This window comes from Xenorhabdus griffiniae (assembly GCF_001028135.1).
Taxonomy (GTDB): domain Bacteria; phylum Pseudomonadota; class Gammaproteobacteria; order Enterobacterales; family Enterobacteriaceae; genus Xenorhabdus; species Xenorhabdus bakwenae.
In genome coordinates this window covers 1-17,055 of sequence record NZ_LDNM01000106.1, presented here as the reverse complement: position 1 = coordinate 17,055, position 17,055 = coordinate 1, and the positions used below count along the sequence as shown (strand labels likewise).

Annotated in this window: 13 protein-coding genes; 8 read left to right on the top strand and 5 right to left on the bottom strand. The window is 45.8% G+C overall.

Annotated elements, in window-relative coordinates; genetic code table 11:
- Positions 1-154: 154 nt before the first annotated feature.
- Positions 155-1,363, bottom strand: a complete 1,209-nt coding sequence (csdA, locus tag AAY47_RS16700) for a cysteine desulfurase CsdA (protein ID WP_047771270.1) — start codon at positions 1,361-1,363, stop codon at positions 155-157.
- 408 nt (positions 1,364-1,771) lie between these two features.
- Between csdA and AAY47_RS16690 the strand changes: the two genes are divergently transcribed.
- The 8 genes from AAY47_RS16690 (at position 1,772) to AAY47_RS16655 (ending at position 11,321) form a co-directional block, all read left to right on the top strand.
- Entirely contained in the window at positions 1,772-2,695 is a 924-nt protein-coding gene (locus AAY47_RS16690) for a transcriptional regulator GcvA (RefSeq protein WP_047771267.1), read from the top strand.
- Between the two features lie 43 nt (positions 2,696-2,738).
- Positions 2,739-3,134: a DUF423 domain-containing protein gene (locus AAY47_RS16685; RefSeq protein ID WP_047771266.1), complete on the top strand. Its 396-nt coding sequence runs from the start codon at positions 2,739-2,741 to the stop codon at positions 3,132-3,134.
- The gene (gene rlmM, locus AAY47_RS16680; protein WP_047771265.1) at positions 3,127-4,224 is read left to right on the top strand and encodes a 23S rRNA (cytidine(2498)-2'-O)-methyltransferase RlmM; all 1,098 of its coding nucleotides are present in this window, start codon (positions 3,127-3,129) and stop codon (positions 4,222-4,224) included. Before AAY47_RS16685 ends, rlmM begins: the two co-directional genes overlap by 8 nt.
- A gap of 538 nt (positions 4,225-4,762) precedes the next feature.
- Positions 4,763-6,196, top strand: a complete 1,434-nt coding sequence (locus tag AAY47_RS16675; RefSeq protein WP_047771263.1) for a serralysin family metalloprotease — start codon at positions 4,763-4,765, stop codon at positions 6,194-6,196.
- Positions 6,197-6,390: 194 nt separating this feature from the next.
- Positions 6,391-6,711 carry an AprI/Inh family metalloprotease inhibitor gene (locus tag AAY47_RS16670; protein ID WP_047771262.1) on the top strand — a complete coding sequence of 107 codons (321 nt, stop codon included), beginning with the start codon at positions 6,391-6,393 and terminating at the stop codon, positions 6,709-6,711.
- A 39-nt stretch (positions 6,712-6,750) separates the two neighbouring features.
- Positions 6,751-8,511 carry a type I secretion system permease/ATPase gene (locus tag AAY47_RS16665; protein ID WP_047771261.1) on the top strand — a complete coding sequence of 587 codons (1,761 nt, stop codon included), beginning with the start codon at positions 6,751-6,753 and terminating at the stop codon, positions 8,509-8,511.
- Between the two features lie 50 nt (positions 8,512-8,561).
- Positions 8,562-9,899, top strand: a complete 1,338-nt coding sequence (locus tag AAY47_RS16660) for an HlyD family type I secretion periplasmic adaptor subunit (protein ID WP_047771259.1) — start codon at positions 8,562-8,564, stop codon at positions 9,897-9,899.
- Positions 9,900-9,992: 93 nt separating this feature from the next.
- On the top strand, positions 9,993-11,321 hold the full coding sequence (locus tag AAY47_RS16655; protein ID WP_047771302.1) for a TolC family outer membrane protein: 1,329 nt from the start codon (positions 9,993-9,995) through the stop codon (positions 11,319-11,321).
- A gap of 91 nt (positions 11,322-11,412) precedes the next feature.
- Here AAY47_RS16655 and xni read toward each other — a convergent pair whose 3' ends face one another.
- The 4 genes from xni to AAY47_RS16635 all read right to left on the bottom strand — a co-directional run bounded on the left by xni (position 11,413) and on the right by AAY47_RS16635 (position 16,477).
- Positions 11,413-12,168, bottom strand: a complete 756-nt coding sequence (gene xni, locus AAY47_RS16650; RefSeq protein WP_047771258.1) for a flap endonuclease Xni — start codon at positions 12,166-12,168, stop codon at positions 11,413-11,415.
- Positions 12,169-12,245: 77 nt separating this feature from the next.
- On the bottom strand, positions 12,246-13,613 hold the full coding sequence (ppnN, locus tag AAY47_RS16645; protein ID WP_047771257.1) for a nucleotide 5'-monophosphate nucleosidase PpnN: 1,368 nt from the start codon (positions 13,611-13,613) through the stop codon (positions 12,246-12,248).
- A gap of 103 nt (positions 13,614-13,716) precedes the next feature.
- Entirely contained in the window at positions 13,717-14,562 is an 846-nt protein-coding gene (gene queF, locus AAY47_RS16640) for an NADPH-dependent 7-cyano-7-deazaguanine reductase QueF (RefSeq protein WP_047771255.1), read from the bottom strand.
- A gap of 331 nt (positions 14,563-14,893) precedes the next feature.
- Positions 14,894-16,477, bottom strand: coding sequence for a cholesterol oxidase substrate-binding domain-containing protein (locus tag AAY47_RS16635; protein WP_235428394.1), 1,584 nt, complete (start codon positions 16,475-16,477; stop codon positions 14,894-14,896).
- Between the last annotated feature and the right edge of the window lie 578 nt (positions 16,478-17,055).

The window sequence follows — 17,055 nt, the reverse complement described above, 5'->3', positions numbered from 1 at the left end:
GAGTGCTATACTCGATAAACTTCAAGTTGCCATCCGCAAGACGCCGCGAGGCCTTATATTTCCCCGCACAGCGGGGAAATATAACACGCATCTTGAAGTCAGATTGGTATATTTGATAGGCATTTATAATGAGGTAATTGATAACAGGACAATATCAATCATCCATCAGCAGTGATAGTGCAAACTTTACGGCACTGATCAATCTATCCGCATCTTGCTGGTTATTATAAGGCATGAATGAAACGCGCAGACAGCCGCTGATCCCAAGAGCATCCAACAATGGCTGGGCACAGTGTTGGCCTGAACGCAGGGAGATGTTTTGTTCGGCAATCAGCGTCGCTAAATCACTATGGTGTATTCCGGCGATATTGAAAGCCAGCACGCTGGAACCCGCCACACGGTAACTGTTAAAGCCCGCCAGAGTGCTAAGTTGTTGTTCGGTGTAATCTGTCAGCGCAATCGCGTGGGATTCAGCGAGCTGGGTATCAATCGTTTTCAACCATTCCAGGGTTGCGGCAAAGCCAACCACGCCGGCGATATTGGGTGTTCCCGCTTCAAAACGGTAAGGTACGGCTTCCGGTATGAAACCCGCGAACGAGACTTGAGTCAGCATTTTTCCGCCGCCATGCCACGGTGACATCGCATTCAGTAATTCGCTTTTGCCATACAACACACCCAGTCCATTTGGGCCATACAGTTTATGGGCAGAGAAGGCATAAAAGTCGATATCCAGTTGTTGTACATTGACAGGCGCGTGAACGATCCCCTGAGCACCATCGACCAGAACACGGCAATCATATTGATGGGCTAGTGCGGTGACTTGTGCCAAATCTACTGCGGCACCGGTAACGTTAGACATCTGGCTGGTGGCAACTAAGCGGCTTTTTTCATTCAATAGTTCTGCCAGGGTTCCGATTTCTGGTTGGCGTCGATTGCCAATCGGCCATTGAACTATTTTGGCGCCGGTTTGTTCCGCCAGGATCAGCCACGGTAACAGGTTAGCGTGGTGTTCCTGTTCACTGACAATGATTTCATCCCCGACGTTCAGGCGAGGGCGAAAGTAACTTTGGGCAACCAGATTGATGGACTCAGTCGTCCCTTTTGTCCAGATAATATCTTCAGGTAATGACGCATTGATCAATTCCGCCACCAGAGAACGGGCCTGCTCATAACGGGCAGTCATGGCCTGCGCAGTGGCATGTTGACTGCGGTGTACTGTTGCACTGTGGTGTTGGTAATAATCTCCGGTCGCCTCAATCATGCATGCCGGTTTTAATGCCGTAGCGGCACTGTCCAGAAACGTGATGGATTGTTGCAGGGCAGGAAATTGCTGACGGAATTTTTCTGAGTCAAAGGTTTTCATAAACGCTGCTGATTTAATCGTTGTGTGATAAAGAATAAGTTTTGCTTTAATCAGGGAAAGGAGGATTCTACAGCAGAAGGCAGGGAAAAAAAGCACCGCAATTGGCGGTGCATAAAAAAATCACTATGGACAGACAGGGTAAATGTACAGGAAGTGAAAAAAAACAGTAGCATATGCTACAAAGTCTGGTTTTCCAGACAACTTGCAAACACAACATCACAACCACAAAGCCAAAAGCACCAATGTATCGCTACAAAGAGACTTTTCGTTCCGGCTATAGGAAGTGCGCACACTATAGGGATTTGCTGGTATATCATCAATGGACAAATTATAATGATTCGGATTAAAAAAACTAATAACTAAATGAAAAGAGTTACCGGTATCATCACCATTATATAAGAAACGAACATGTCTAAACGTTTACCTCCACTCAATGCGTTACGCGTTTTTGATGCTGCGGCCCGTCATTTAAGTTTTACTAAAGCGGCAGAAGAATTATTTGTGACTCAGGCTGCGGTTAGTCATCAAATGAAAAGTCTGGAAGATTTTCTGGGATTAAAGCTTTTTCGTCGTCGTAACCGTTCGTTATTGTTGACGGAAGAGGGACAGAGTTACTATCTCGATATCAAGGAAATTTTTACCGCCATCAATGACGCAACCCGTAAACTCCAGGCTCGCAGTGCCAAAGGCGCGTTAACGGTCAGTTTATCTCCCAGTTTTGCGATTCAGTGGTTAGTGCCCCGGCTTTCAGGTTTTCATCAGAGTTTTCCGGGGATTGATGTCCGTATTCAGGCAGTGGATCGGGAAGAAGATAAACTGGCTGATGATGTTGATGTCGCAATTTTTTATGGTCGGGGTAACTGGCCGGGGTTGCGAACCGATCGCCTCTATCCTGAATATCTGTTACCTGTCTGCTCTCCGGCATTGCTGGCAGGTGATCGGCCATTGAAAACCTCCTCAGATCTCGCCAATCATACTTTATTGCATGATTCATCCCGACGGGATTGGCAAGCCTATATCCGCCAGCTTGATATGCAGCAGCAGATTAATGTTCAGCAGGGACCGATATTCAGCCATAGCGCGATGGTGATCCAGGCGGCCGTGCATGGTCAGGGTGTTGCCCTGGCCAATAATGTGATGGCACAAAATGAAATTGATGCAGGGCGTCTTGTTTATCCATTTAATGATGTTTTAGTCAGTAAGAATGCATTTTATTTGGTTTGCCACGATAATCAGGCAGAATTGGGCAAGATCGCGGCTTTCCGCAAATGGATACTGACGCAAGCCGCGACGGAACAAGAAAGGTTAGGGTTTATTACCCAACAGACTTAATAGTGATACCCAATAGCTGATAAACAGAAACAGGAGCTGTGTGATGAGCAGTCGAATCATGCTGATTTTGGTTGGGATCAGTGGTTTTTTCTACGTGGCACTGGGAGCGATGGGGGCACATATGTTGGCACCCATTCTGACACCACGCCAGATGGAATGGATTCATACCGGCCTGCAATATCAAGGGCTACATACACTCGCCATGATGGCTCTGGCCGCTTTGTTGATGCGTCAGCCTGTAGCGCCGTTTGGTTGGAGTGGGATTTTTTTTACGGCGGGAATTGTGCTGTTTAGTGGCAGCCTTTATTGTCTGGCCTTTTTACCGCTAAAATTTCTGGTTTATTTGACACCAATCGGTGGGTTCTGTTTTCTCATTGGGTGGTTATGTGTATTAATTGGCGCTCTGCGTCTAAGGAAATCGGCGCCTAGCCATGAATAAAGTTGCTTTATATTGCCGTCCGGGTTTTGAAAAAGAGTGTGCGGCGGAAATTACCGATAAAGCGGGTAAGAAAGAAATCTACGGTTTCGCCCGTGTGAAAGAGAACAGTGGATATGTGCTGTTTGAATGTTATCAGCCGGATGATGCGGATCGTCTGATCCGTGAAGTTCCGTTCAGTGAATTGATTTTTGCCCGTCAAATGTTGGTTGTGGGTGAATTGCTGAAAGATTTACCGTCGGAAGATCGCATTACACCGATTATTGGCATGTTATTCGGTGTTGTTGAAAGAGCGGGTGAGCTGCGAGTGGAAGTGCCGGATACCAATGAAGGCAAGGAGTTGATGAAATTTTGCCGTAAGTTTACGGTGCCGCTGCGTAATGCAATGCGGCAGGAAAAACTTTTGCTGGCAAAGGAAAACGCGGGTCGCCCTGTGATCCATGTCTTTTTCATCGCTCCCGGTTGTTGTTATGTCGGGTATTCCAACAGCAACAATAACTCCCGTTTCTATATGGGCATCCCCCGCCTGAAATTCCCTTCAGATGCTCCAAGCCGTTCAACGCTGAAACTGGAAGAGGCCTTTCATGTGTTCATTCCTTATGATGAATGGGAAGAGCGTCTGGATAGCGGCCTTCATGCTGTGGATCTCGGAGCTTGTCCGGGGGGGTGGACTTACCAGCTGGTGAAACGCTGCATGATGGTTCATGCGGTCGATAATGGCCCGATGGCGGATAGCCTGATGGAAACAGGCCAGGTGAAGCATCATCGTATCGATGGCTTTAAGTTTGAGCCGGCAGTGAAAAACATTTACTGGCTGGTTTGTGACATGGTTGAGAAACCGGCCAAAGTTGCCCAACTTATGACGGATTGGCTGGTAAACAGTTGGTGTCGTGAGGCTATTTTTAATCTTAAATTGCCGATGAAGAAGCGTTATGAGGAAGTGGCGCATATCTTGCTGAAAATAGAACAGCAATTGCAAGAAAATGGGGTGAATGCACAGATTCAGGCGAAACACCTGTATCACGATCGTGAAGAGATCACGGTACATGTCCGTCGGATCTGGTCTGTGTATGCAACCAGTCGGGATTATTGATACCACTCTTTATTGTTAAATATGCTGCCTTATTGGCAGCACTTATTTATTCTATCTATTGCCTTATTATCCTATTTATCTGTTGTCATACCACTTAATTCAGCTATTTCGGTTACCCTTATCCCAGATACGCAATGTAAAACCCAGAGATGTGGAACTAATTTCAAGTTGAATAAAAAATAACCCGCCTTTAAAAAAATAGGGAAAAAGTAGGGAAAAAACAGGTAAAGAGATAATTCTTTCTTAAGATCAATTTTCAGCAGATAAAAACAACATTATTTATTACTAAATTATGTTGTTTTTTTATTATCAAAAAAATTTCATTGTGAAATTAATAATTAATTACATAAATTAAATTTGTTCAATATGTATTCTAAAAAAGTATATTAATTATTTTTACACAGACAGTAACTAACGCTATTTTGTTCTGGAGTTTTATTTCTAAGTGGGTCTTAGAAAGAATTTAAAACTCTTACCGCCGTTATTATGAAAATTTCGGATTTTTAGGGTGTTTATCTTGTTTTTACAGGAGATTTATATGGTCTCAAAGAAAAAGTATACCTATACGGGGTTATCTGATTCCAATTCCGCTCAGGAGGTTAATTCATTTCTTAAAGCCTATGTTCCCAATTACGACACCTCTATTCGGGTTGCTCATGATCCATTAGGAGACAATGCACCTGATAAACTTCTGCGGGGTCATTATAAGTGGTCCAATAAGTATGTTGATTCTACTGGCACCTTGAAATTATCGTATCATTTCATGGAATCTGCACCGGCTATCATGCCGTTGTTTGAAATTTCTGGCTTCAGTGCTTTTAATGAAGAACAAAAAGAAACAGCGAAACTTTCTTTACAATCCTGGTCTGATGTTGCCAATATTAAATTTACCGAAGTCAGTAGTGTTAAAAAAGCGAATATCACTTTTGGTTTCTTTGATCATAGTGACAACGATGATTATGCATTTGCAAATTTGCCACAAGGACAAAAAAACACTTTTACATGGTATCACGCTAAAAGCCATACGTTTGTAGACAATGATATTGATGTGAATGGTTATGCCCGTCAAACTTTCACTCATGAAATTGGTCATGCATTAGGACTGGACCATCCTGCCGATTATGATGCTTCTGATAAAGTGCGTCCAGGCTATATCACGAAAGCAGAATATTTCGAAGATACTCGTGCCTATACGGTCATGAGTTATTTCAGTGAAAAATATACCGGCCAAGATTTTAAATATGAATATTCATCGGCACCTCTGTTGAATGATATTTCTGCCATTCAGGCGTTGTATGGTGCGAATATGGAAACCCGTACGGGAGATACCATATATGGTTTCAATTCCAATACTGACCGCGACTTTATGACCGCAACGGATGCAGACAGCAAACTGGTGTTCAGTGTCTGGGATGCGGGGGGTGAAGATACTTTTGATTTCTCTGGTTTTACTCAAAATCAGCGTATCAACCTGAATGAAGGTGCTTTCTCTGATGTTGGCGGCCTGAAAGGTAACGTTTCTATCGCCCGTGGTGTTGTTATTGAGAATGCGATTGGCGGCAGCGGCGATGACATTCTGGTGGGTAACAGCGCAGATAACATCCTGAAAGGTGGTGCCGGCAACGACATCATTTATGGCGGTCTAGGTGGTGATCATCTGTGGGGCGGTGAAGGCAACGATACCTTTGTTTATCTGGATGGCAAAGAATCTCTGAAAGACAATCCAGACTGGATCCACGATTTCGTCTCTGGTGAAGACAAGATCGATCTGTCTGAGTTCAATTTCGGGGGTAATGGCGATATTAAATTTGTCGATTCCTTCTCAGGTAAAGCGGGCGAAGTGCTGTTCACTTACGATGAAGTGAATGAGGTCACCGATCTGGAAATCAGTCTTGGTGGTGATCTGGCTGGCAACGATTTTCTGGTGAAAGTTGTTGGTCAACCGTTAGCCGAAGCAGATTTCATTGTCTGATTGATGTCATCACGTTAATAGAATACTGCCGTACTTCCCCGCAGGATACGGCAGTATTATGGAAAAGTGGAAAAGTGGAAAAGTGGAAAAGTGGAAAGGTGGAAAGGGTGGACTTCTTACTTTGTGGCTGTCGGTTTTTTAGATCGAAATCGCTCTTATCAATAATTTTTGCGCTCTTTTTTGTCGGAGGATGTATGGCGAGTAGTTTAAGGCTTCCAGCCGCAGGTGAGTTGAAAGGATTATGGGAACTCTCTGATGGAAATAAGTTGTGCAGTATTGAACTGACCGATACCCGTTTACCCGATGGTTCGCTTTGGGCTTTGAAAAGTAATACGTGTGTGACTGAATTGGTTGGACAGCCTGTCGAAGGCTGGTATCCGTCTCCAGATGGCATCACATTGACCGATAATGACGGCAATAGCCTGGCCTTTTTTAGCCATGAATCAGAACAGTGGATTGCTTACTTTGTTGATGGCAGGGAACTGTTCATGACATTCAGTGGCGTATCCAGATAACCCATTTGTTTTGCTTTAGTTAATGATAAAGAGATTGCAGTGAAACTACGCTTTCCGCAGGATGAAATCACGGAGGTTATCCGTGTACGCAGCAAGGTCTTCTGGACGATTGGATTATTTACGGCATTTATCAACTTGCTGATGCTGGTTCCCTCCATTTATATGCTGCAAGTCTATGATCGAGTACTGCCATCCAGTAATGAAATGACCTTGCTGATGCTAACGTTGATCACGCTGGGGATGTTCGCCATGATGGGCGGGCTGGAATATATCCGAAGTCAGGTGGTGATCCGTATCGGCAGTCAGTTTGATATGTGCCTGAATCAACGGGTTTATACCGCGTCCTATGAATCCAACCTGAGAAATGGTTCCACCGATGCAGGGCAGATGCTCAATGATTTGGCAACTATCCGCCAGTTTCTGACCGGTAATGCCCTGTTTGCCTTTTTTGATGCCCCCTGGTTTCCGGTTTATCTTTGCGTCATCTTCCTGTTCAGCCCGTATTTGGGGTTGTTGGCATTGGTTGGGGCGATCATTTTGATCACGTTGGCGGTATTGAACCAGTGGTTATCCCAGGCACCTTTGGCGGAAGCCAGCCACCTTTCTTTACGTTCAGCCAATTTAGCCAGTACCAACTTACGCAATGCCGAAGTGATTGAAGCGCTTGGTATGTTGCCGGCATTGCGTCACCGCTGGTTTGGCCTGCATCAGCGTTTTCTCAATTTTCAGCGTATTGCCAGCGAACGATCAGCCGCTATCACGGCGTTGACCAAAACGATACGTATGGCTTTGCAGTCGTTGATCCTGGGTTTAGGTGGCTGGTTGGCGATTGAAGGCCATATCACACCCGGGATGATGATTGCCGGTTCCATTTTGATGGGAAGGGCGTTGTCGCCGATTGAACAGTTGATACAGGTATGGAAGAGCTGGAGTGCTGCCCGTTTATCCTGGCAACGGCTGGACAAGCTGCTGAAAGCCCAACCGGAGCGCAAAAGTGGCATGTCATTGCCCGCGCCTAACGGTGTGTTGTTGCTGGAAAAAGTATCCGCAATGCCACCGGGTAAAACACGGGCATTGCAATTCTCGCAAAACGGATCAGCGCCGAATAACCAATATGTTTTGCAGGATATCCACTTTGCTCTGGATGCCGGTGATGTGCTGGGTGTGATTGGTCCCAGTGCGTCGGGGAAATCGACATTGGCTCGTCTGCTGGTCGGGATATGGCCTGCGCAAGAAGGCGTGGTACGGCTTGATGATGCGGATATCTACCAATGGAATAAAGATGAGTTAGGGGCATTTATTGGTTATCTGCCGCAGGATATTGAACTGTTTGGCGGCACAATCGCGGAGAATATCGCCCGTTTTAATGATATTGAACCGGAAAAAGTGATCGAGGCGGCGAAAAAAGCCGGTGTCCACGAATTGGTGCTCAATCTTGAGCGCGGTTATGACACGGTAATCGGCGCGGGAGGGATGGGATTATCCGGTGGGCAGAAACAACGCCTCGGTTTGGCTCGCGCTCTGTATGGTAATCCATCGCTCATCGTGTTGGATGAACCTAACTCGAATCTGGATGATGTGGGTGAAAAAGCGCTAAGCCATGCGATCGCACAATTGCGGGAACAGGGGAAAACCGTGGTTGTTATTACGCACCGGCCTTCATTGCTCTCGCAAACAAGCAAAATTTTGCTGTTGGTGCAGGGGAAAATGAAAATGTTTGGCCCTTCCCAGCAAGTGATGGCCGCGCTGTCTCAATCTTCGTCACAGTCACAGTTAAACGTGGTCGAACGTGCTTCGTAACATGATTCAACCCTATTTCAATACTTGGGATATTCTCTCTGGGAGTAAAGATGTCCTATCAGACTAACGCAAAGGATGCCCAAAACGCGGTATCGGAATTATTGCCGCTGGATGCAAATCGTTACCTGCGAATGGGCTGGTTGGTGATTGGGATCGGCATTGTCGGGTTTTTCGTCTGGGCGGCCTTTGCGCCCCTCGATAAGGGGGTGGCTTCTTCTGGTACTGTCGTGGTTGATGGTAACCGTAAAACGATACAATCCCCGCTTAATGGCATTATCAGTCAAATTCAGGTGAACGAGGGGGAACAAGTCAAGGCGGGGCAAGTTTTGGTTCAGCTCAACCAGGTGCAGGTTAATGCACAAATTGATTCACTGAAACAGCAGCTTTACACCACATTGGCAACAGAAGCCCGACTTTTGGCCGAGCAGCAAGGGCAGGATGCTATGGTTTTCCCGCCTGCGTTACTGGATCTGCAATCGGAGCCACGCATTAACGAGACGCTGGCCCTGCAAAGACAGCTCTTTTTATCACGTCGTGAGATGCTGCGTAGTGATCTGGCGGGAATGCAGCAGGCCGAAGAGGGACTGAATTTCCAAATCAGGGGATTGCGCGAAGCGCGGGTAAGTAAACAGCAGCAGCAAGTTTCGCTTAAAGAACAGGTGACAAATTTGCAGCCCCTGACGGAAGAGGGCTATTTCCCCCGTAACCGCTATCTGGAATTACAGCGTAGCCAAAGTGAATTAAGTGGCAGTATCGCGGAAATGACCGGAAAAATGGGCCAGCTTGAAAAGCAGCGGCAGGAAACGCAGCAGCGAATTATCCAGCGTCAGGCGGATTACCAGCGTGAGGTACGCAGCCAGTTATCTGATGTACAGGTTCTGGCGAATGAGCTGAGAAATAAGCTGGAAACGGCACAATTTGATTTGTCACAGACTTCTATCATGGCCCCGGTGGATGGCTCAGTGGTTGGATTAACCGTGTTCACTCAAGGGGGGGTGGTGGCTGCCGGTGAGAAGCTGATGGAGATCCTGCCGACCCAGAGTGCGCTGGAAATCGAGGCGCGTCTGCTGGTGAACCTGATTGATAAGGTTGCCGTGGGGCAAGAGGTTGACTTAATGTTTACCGCGTTCAACCAGAACCGAACACCGAAAGTCACGGGCAAGGTGATGGTGGTTTCCGCTGACCGTCTGGTGGATGAACGGACAAGAGAGCCTTATTACCAGATGCGATTGAAAGTCAGTCCTGATGGCATGGCGAAACTGGCCGGATTGAATATCAGACCGGGGATGCCGGTTGACGTATTCGTCAAAACCGGTTCGCGTTCGTTGTTGAGTTATCTGTTCAAGCCATTAATGGACAGGGCGTCTACCTCGCTGATTGAGGAGTAATAGGGGATGTTGATGTATCACAGTTTTGCCAATAGACGGGCTTCTTTATCTCCCCTGTTTTCCAGCAAATTATTGCCAGCGTCAGTATTGCTGATGTCGATATTGATATTTCCCCGTTTTGCCAGTGCGCTTTCCTTAACGGAGGCTTATGCGCTGGCATTGCAGCACGATCCAACGTTTCAGGCTGCTATCAAAGAGCAGGAAGCGGGACAGGAAGAGAAAAATCTTGGGCTGGCGGAACTGTTGCCCAAGCTATCTTTCAGTTACCAGAATGCCCCCAAAAATGGGCAAAAGATGGACTCGCAATCGTTAGACCTGCGGGGAAGAAGCGTCAGGGAGAGCCGTGATCGGCAGTATGATAGCTATAGCGGTGCGATTATTTTGACCCAGCCGGTGATCGATTTTGAGGCCTGGGCGCGTTATCGAACCCGTCAGGCTTATACCCTGATGAGTGATAGCCGTTTTCGGGCGGATAACCAGCAATTGGCGGTCAGGGTGGTGAACAGCTATGTAGCGGTCGCTTATGCGCAGGATCGGCTGGCACAGGTTGTGCAACAGCGGGCAGCCTATGAGGAGCAACTGGAACGTAACCAGAAACTGTTTGCTTCCGGTGAAGGTACTCGTACCGATGTGGCGGAAACTCAGGCGCGTTACAGTCAGGTACTGGCTGATGAGTTAGCGGTGCAAGATGAGCTGGATGCCGCTATTCGTGGCTTGCAGTTATTAGTTGGCATCCCGTTGCCAGCAGATGTACCGGTTAAGCGTTTATCCGACTCCCCGCCGTTCAAAACCATCAAACTGGATTTAGCACACTACACCGATTGGGAACAACTGGCATTACGTCAGAACCCACAACTGGCGGCCGCCCGCCAGAAAGTGGATGTTGCGTACCATGATATTGAGCGTAACCGGGCGGGATATCTGCCGAAACTGGAGCTATATGCTTCCCATAGCGAAAATAAATCCAGTAGTGACAACAGCATTGACCAACAATACCGGACGGATTCCATTGGCTTACGACTCTCCATAAATCTCTATAATGGCGGAGGCACTGCGGCAGCGGTGCGCCAATCAGCCGCAAATTATGGCAAGACTAAATTCGAAATGGATGCACAGACGGGGGAAATCCTGAACGCACTGAGGCGCAATTATAACGCTTGCGTGAACGGTGAAAAGCGGATACGCGCCTATGAAACGGCGGTGGAAGCGGCCGCATTGCAAGTGAAAGCGACGCAAAAAAGTGTGGCGTTGGGGCAGAGAGTGAATGTCGATATATTGAATGCCGAGCAACAGCTTTATACCGCCCGTCGTGAACTCTCTCAGGCAAAATATGACTATATGAAAGCGTGGATTGGGTTATTAGATGAATCAGGCCAGTTACAGGGTGAACATATTAGGTTAATTGCTGATTATTTTGGTTGAGATGATTAAAGTGTGATATCCCGTCTTCTTTATCCTTAAGATTCGCATAATAGAAACGGGTATCACGCATTATTCACTGACAGAGAACAGTTTATTTATTAATAAGCCGCAGTTGCTGTAAATTGCCCTGTAAGGTCAAATCAGTTCTTAGTGAAGCAATTTCACGGCTGATATAAGCCATTTCTTTGTGAGATGCCAATTTTTTGCGCCATTTATCCGGCTGGGCGTCCAGGTTTTGGAATAAATTATCCAGCGAACCCGCTTGTTGCAGCAGGAGGGCGGCCGTTTTGGGACCAATTCCCTGAATGCCTGGGATCTTACTGCTACTGATACCGGCAAGCCCCCAATAATCGGGAAGCTGGTCAGGCTCAACACTAAACTCTTGCTGGACAAAAGGCAGATCCAGCCAGCGCTTTTGGAAGTAATCACGAATCTGGATATTGGGGGAAAGGAGCTGGCAATAGCCCTTATCTGTTGAAACGATGGTGACATAATGCCCGCTATTGGCGACTTTTGTTGCCAGTGTGGCCGCTAAATCATCCGCTTCATGCCCTTCTGCGTGCCAGCAAGCCACCCCCAGCGCGTTGAATGCCTGCTTAATTAAGGGCATTTCTTGCTGCAAGTTGTCCGGCATGGCAGAGCGGCCCGCTTTGTAATCCGGGAACAGTTGATGGCGCCAGCTATGGCTGCGATCAGCTTCATCAAATACCGCAACCGCGTGAGTCGGTGATGCGTGGGTGATTAACTGCTTTAACGCATGTTCACAGGCCGAAATACAGGGGCTGCCCTGTACTGCATGGATGCGCCGAATCAGGTTTAAGGCGTCTACAATCAGAAGATGTATCATGGTCGTTATAGTCCATCCGTGGATTTATTCCCTGGCACCAGCCTCATTGAATATTGATGAGAAAAGGTATCCGCGATTTATGTGATTATCTCATAACAGGGTTCATAAGCCGTACCTCCGGGGAGTTTCATGCGATCCTGCTCGACAAAATCTTTCAACAGGTCATCCATGCGATGCATAATATCTGCATCACCGTGGATCTTGAATGCCCCGTGTTTTTCTATGGCGTAAATACCCGCTTCTTTGACATTGCCTGCCACAATACCAGAAAATGCGCGCCGGAGCGCGGAGGCAAGTTTCTCTGCCGATTGGTTTGGGTATAAATTCAAATCAGCCATGTTTTCATGGGTTGGCATGAAAGGAGATTGTAGATCAGAGCCGATTTTCAGTGACCAGTTGAAACTGTAGGCATCTCCGGTCGCGCGGCGCTTTTCTTTGACCTTCGGCATGGCTTTTTTCATGATACGGGCGACTTCTGAGGGGGCATCCACAATAATGTGATAGTGCCGGCGTGCCTGTTCCCCCAGAGTATTAACAATAAACTCATCCAACACCCGGAAGTAATTGGCGCTCTCTTTGGGACCAGTCAAGACCAGCGGCAGAACTTGATCTTTATTTTCAGGATGCATCAGGATAGACAACAAATACAGCAATTCTTCTGCCGTTCCCACTCCGCCGGGGAAGATAATGATGCCATGGGCGATACGGACAAAGGCTTCCAGACGTTTTTCAATATCCGGCATGATGATTAGCTCATTCACCAGCGGATTAGGTGGCTCTGCTGCAATTATTGACGGTTCTGTGATGCCGATAAACCGACTTTTTTTGTAATTCTGCTGGGCATGTCCCACCGCGGCGCCTTTCATCGGTGCTTCCATTGCACCGGGACCGCATCCCGTACAGATATTCAGTTCACGTAGTCCCAGCTCATTGCCTACCTTGCGCCCATACAAGTACTCTTTCTCATTGATGGAATGGCCGCCCCAACAAACAATCATATTAGGATCTTCTGAGATATGCAGTGCGTTGGCGTTGCGCAGGATGGAGAAAATGGTATTGGTAATATGCATACCATTTCCCATATCCAAATGATTTGCCTTCTGTGCATCGGTAATTTGTGCGTGGACAAATAAAATATCGCGCAGTACTGCAAAAAGATTGGCTTGCAGGGAACGGATGATTTTACCATCGACGAAGGCGTCTTCGGGGGGATTAATCAGTTTCAGCTTTATCCCTCGCTCTCTGCGCAGGACGTTGATATCAAAATGTTGATATTTTGATAGTAACTCCTTACTGTTATCTGTTTGACTGCCTGAATTAAGAACCGCCAGTGAACAGTTACGGAAAAGGCGGTATAAATCACTGCTTGCGGTACGCTTGAGCATATCTACTTCAAGCTGAGAGAGTAAATTCATTGATCCTAATGGATTGACATGCGTAATCAAAATGACTCCTTTTACCCCTTATGGGGATCCCTCAATAATGACTTATGTCCCTGTTGGGTATAACTGACTTCATCCGGCAGTCCGGTTAGGGTACAGACGATGATTACTGGCGAGCTAACCTTCCGGTTGCTGGAGTAAACGCTTCGTTACTGCGCCACGGATTGATATCCAATCCTCCCCGACGGGTATAACGTGCATAAACCGTCAGCTTTTCAGGTGCGCATAACGTCATTACGTCATTGAAAATGCGCTCAACACATTGTTCATGAAATTCATTGTGGTGGCGGAAAGAAACCAGGTAGCGCAATAGTTTTTCCTGATCGATTTTAGGGCCTTGATAGCGGATCATTACCGATCCCCAATCGGGTTGGTGGGTGATCAGGCAATTTGATTTTAGCAAGTGGCTAACCAAAGTCTCCTCAACGACAGGACCTGTGGCTGCCTGGTTAAGATAATTGCGACTGAACTGATAATCATCAATGTCAATGTCCTGATTATCGATGCATTTTCCCTCAAATTCGGCAATTGGCTGTTGGCTGAAAGTGTGGAGGGGATGCAAAACAACTTCAATATTGCCATTGGCGCAAGCAGATAAATCCTGTTGCAACGTTTTTTGTACGGTTTCCCAATCCGCAAAGCGGGTTTGGTTAAAACTGTTGAGATAAAGTTTAAAGCTTTTTGATTCGATAAGGTTTTCACTGGCTGCATCCAGGCTGACGTGACCGATGGCAACTTGAGGAACGCCGCGTGCGTTGAGCCAGGAGAGTTCGTACATTGTCCAGATATCTGCACCATGAAACGGAAGATTATCAGGAAACAGCTCAAGCGGTTCACGGTTCATACTGCGTGGAACTGCTTGCAATAAAGTAGGATCATAGTTATCACGGTAGGGCGTTGGTTTACCCAATGTGAGTTGGGAAAGCGCATGATTATCTTGGTATAAAGACATTAGGATTCCTTAAGGCTAAAAAATCTTATCATTGAGCTAGTCTTTACGACAAAAAGCGTCTTAATGACTAAAGTCATCTGTAGTGTATCAAGGAATCCTGATGGTTCGTATTTTTATTACACAGGATCCCCTTAGTTTACTGAACCAATATTATTGTCGCTTTTATTGGCGTAATGGGTGAAGTCAGCATCCGTGTTATATTTCCCCGCGCAGCGGGGAAATATAAGGACTCGCGTCGTCTGGCGGATTGCAACTTGACGTTTATCGAGTATAAATAGCAGGTGTATTTTTATATCTGCTATTTATTAGGGTCTTACTAATCAGAAAGCGGTTAACCAGAAAACAAGGTATCCAATAATGGTGATCTAAATACGTGATGTGGATCGTGCTTCTGTAATGCTGCCACTGTTGAAGTCCAGTTGTTATCAGCAGGCAAACCCTCAGTCAATGACGCTGGGATTGTTTTGGTTAATATTTCTTTATTCTCCCATGCAGTGTGAGAACCATAAGCCCAACCTTTACTCCATTCAACACGAGCAGAGGCATAAGAACCATCAAATTCGTTGAATAGCCATTGTTCAAATTGGTGGCAAAATTCAATGGCATAGGGGGTTTCTGGAAAGGTTAAGACATCAAGCCAAACGGCCACATCCCATTCTGGATGATCCAAACGGGGACGAATAGCGGATAAGCTGGGAACCGTTGCTCCTGTATGTATCACTTCAGCCGGATCATCTAACCCAGTGACTCTAACTTCAAGCGGGCCATTGATGGGATATTTCCCCTGGTTTGCATAGTGCTGTATTAATCCCTGCCACTGAGCATAAAACTTATTCAGCACAAGCTGGATATTTGTACGTTGTGTTAATACCGCATAACCATTTGCGGTGACACGTAATGTGGTTGGTTTGACATATAACAGCAGGTTCTTACTCCAACCCCAGATATCTTTTCCATAGTTTTGCAAGGCTGCATGTGTCAGTTGATATTGCATTTCACCAACAAGCGGCGTAATCAGCGGAAAGTTGGCCAGAATATTATCCGCAATATCCGATAAGGTTGATGAAATATTATCGGAAAATGGGTAGTTATAGGGCGCATTAACTTCAACGCTGGAAGCGGGTTTGGTTGGTGCCACACTCCAGACTTTTAGCCACGGTGTCTTGGTAAAAGGAAATAAAATGATTTCGGCACGACCACTTTTATCCAGAAAATAACTCAAGGTCTGTTTTTCTTTTGCGTTTTCTGGCGGGGCAAATAACTCATCCGCTGGAATATCGGTGAAACTTTGGCAGCGAAGGCGTTGATTTTGACCTGCCTGAAATTGCACTTCTAAAATCAGAGCGCCTCCGACATGCGTTAATAACGGTGCACAATCAGGTTCATTTCGCTCAAAACGTTTAATGGTATATTGCTGGTTTTCTTTATCCCATACAACAGCAGACAGGGATAATATCGTATTACTGAGGGAGCCAAATGTGTGTCCAGGAAGTGGCGTTTCATCAACGGCTTTAATGGCAGTTCCATGCCCGTTTATTGCAAGAACAGCGCCGAGTGTTAAATCACCGGGAGCAGGTGTGGCAGTAAAACCCAAGCCTTGTTCTTCCATTTGGGCCATTAATGTTTCCATTAATACGCCGGGTTGTGCAGTCACTATAGAAAATTTCGCACGATGCTCGATATTAACATGGGTGAAATGCGAAGAAAGATCCATCAATATAATATGATTTTTGAAACTTTGCCCTGATTCCAATATGAGTGGTGACCAATTATGGGATTGTCCGATGGGTCTTAGTTTATAATTCTCTTTCCATGCCCAATTGACAACGGAAATCACCTCTTCAATAGTTCTAGGTATACAATATGGTATATTGTCGGCGCAAATTTCTCCTGACCAGTTTTTAAAATTAATCATTTTCCAGATTACGTCTTGGGGAAAGTTGGGTAAGTGATATTCTATTTTTGTAATTATCTCATTTTGTAAATAAATATCTTCTTGTTTCAGTGAATCAGGTGATGGCATGTTTTATTTCCTTCGTTTTTAATTTGTAGGGTGACTTTTTTAATATAAGTTCAACAATATACTCGATAAACTTCAAGTTGCAATTCTAAAGACGACGCGAGGCTTTATATTTCCCCGCTGTGTGGAGAAATATAACCCGCATCTTGACGTTGGATTGGTATATATCTATTTGCTAAAAGCTATTTGTTACGAGCTATTTGTTAAAAGCTAGTTGTTAATAACTATTTTATGGAAATAAAATATATATTCGATAAACTTCAAGTTGCAATCTGCAAGACGACGTGAGGCCTTATATTTCTCTGCTACGCAGGGAAATATAACATGCATCTTGAAGTTGGATTGGTATATAGGATATAAAATAGAATGCCATGATAAATTTTATAATTTATTGAAATAGAGGGTAACATCACAGGGCAAGATCACGAATGTTTTTTAGTCAAAAATAAACAGGTTGCTTCGAGTAAAGAGCT

Bases quoted from the DNA above. Each gene is read 5' to 3' on its own strand.
- csdA (WP_047771270.1), bottom strand. From the start codon at position 1,363: ATGAAAACCTTTGACTCAGAAAAATTCCGTCAGCAATTTCCTGCCCTG.
- AAY47_RS16685 (WP_047771266.1), top strand. From the start codon at position 2,739: ATGAGCAGTCGAATCATGCTGATTTTGGTTGGGATCAGTGGTTTTTTC.
- AAY47_RS16670 (WP_047771262.1), top strand. From the start codon at position 6,391: ATGGCGAGTAGTTTAAGGCTTCCAGCCGCAGGTGAGTTGAAAGGATTA.
- queF (WP_047771255.1), bottom strand. From the start codon at position 14,562: ATGTCTTTATACCAAGATAATCATGCGCTTTCCCAACTCACATTGGGT.
- xni (WP_047771258.1), bottom strand. From the start codon at position 12,168: ATGATACATCTTCTGATTGTAGACGCCTTAAACCTGATTCGGCGCATC.
- AAY47_RS16635 (WP_235428394.1), bottom strand. From the start codon at position 16,477: ATGATTAATTTTAAAAACTGGTCAGGAGAAATTTGCGCCGACAATATA.
- rlmM (WP_047771265.1), top strand. From the start codon at position 3,127: ATGAATAAAGTTGCTTTATATTGCCGTCCGGGTTTTGAAAAAGAGTGT.
- AAY47_RS16675 (WP_047771263.1), top strand. From the start codon at position 4,763: ATGGTCTCAAAGAAAAAGTATACCTATACGGGGTTATCTGATTCCAAT.
- AAY47_RS16655 (WP_047771302.1), top strand. From the start codon at position 9,993: ATGTCGATATTGATATTTCCCCGTTTTGCCAGTGCGCTTTCCTTAACG.
- AAY47_RS16690 (WP_047771267.1), top strand. From the start codon at position 1,772: ATGTCTAAACGTTTACCTCCACTCAATGCGTTACGCGTTTTTGATGCT.
- AAY47_RS16660 (WP_047771259.1), top strand. From the start codon at position 8,562: ATGTCCTATCAGACTAACGCAAAGGATGCCCAAAACGCGGTATCGGAA.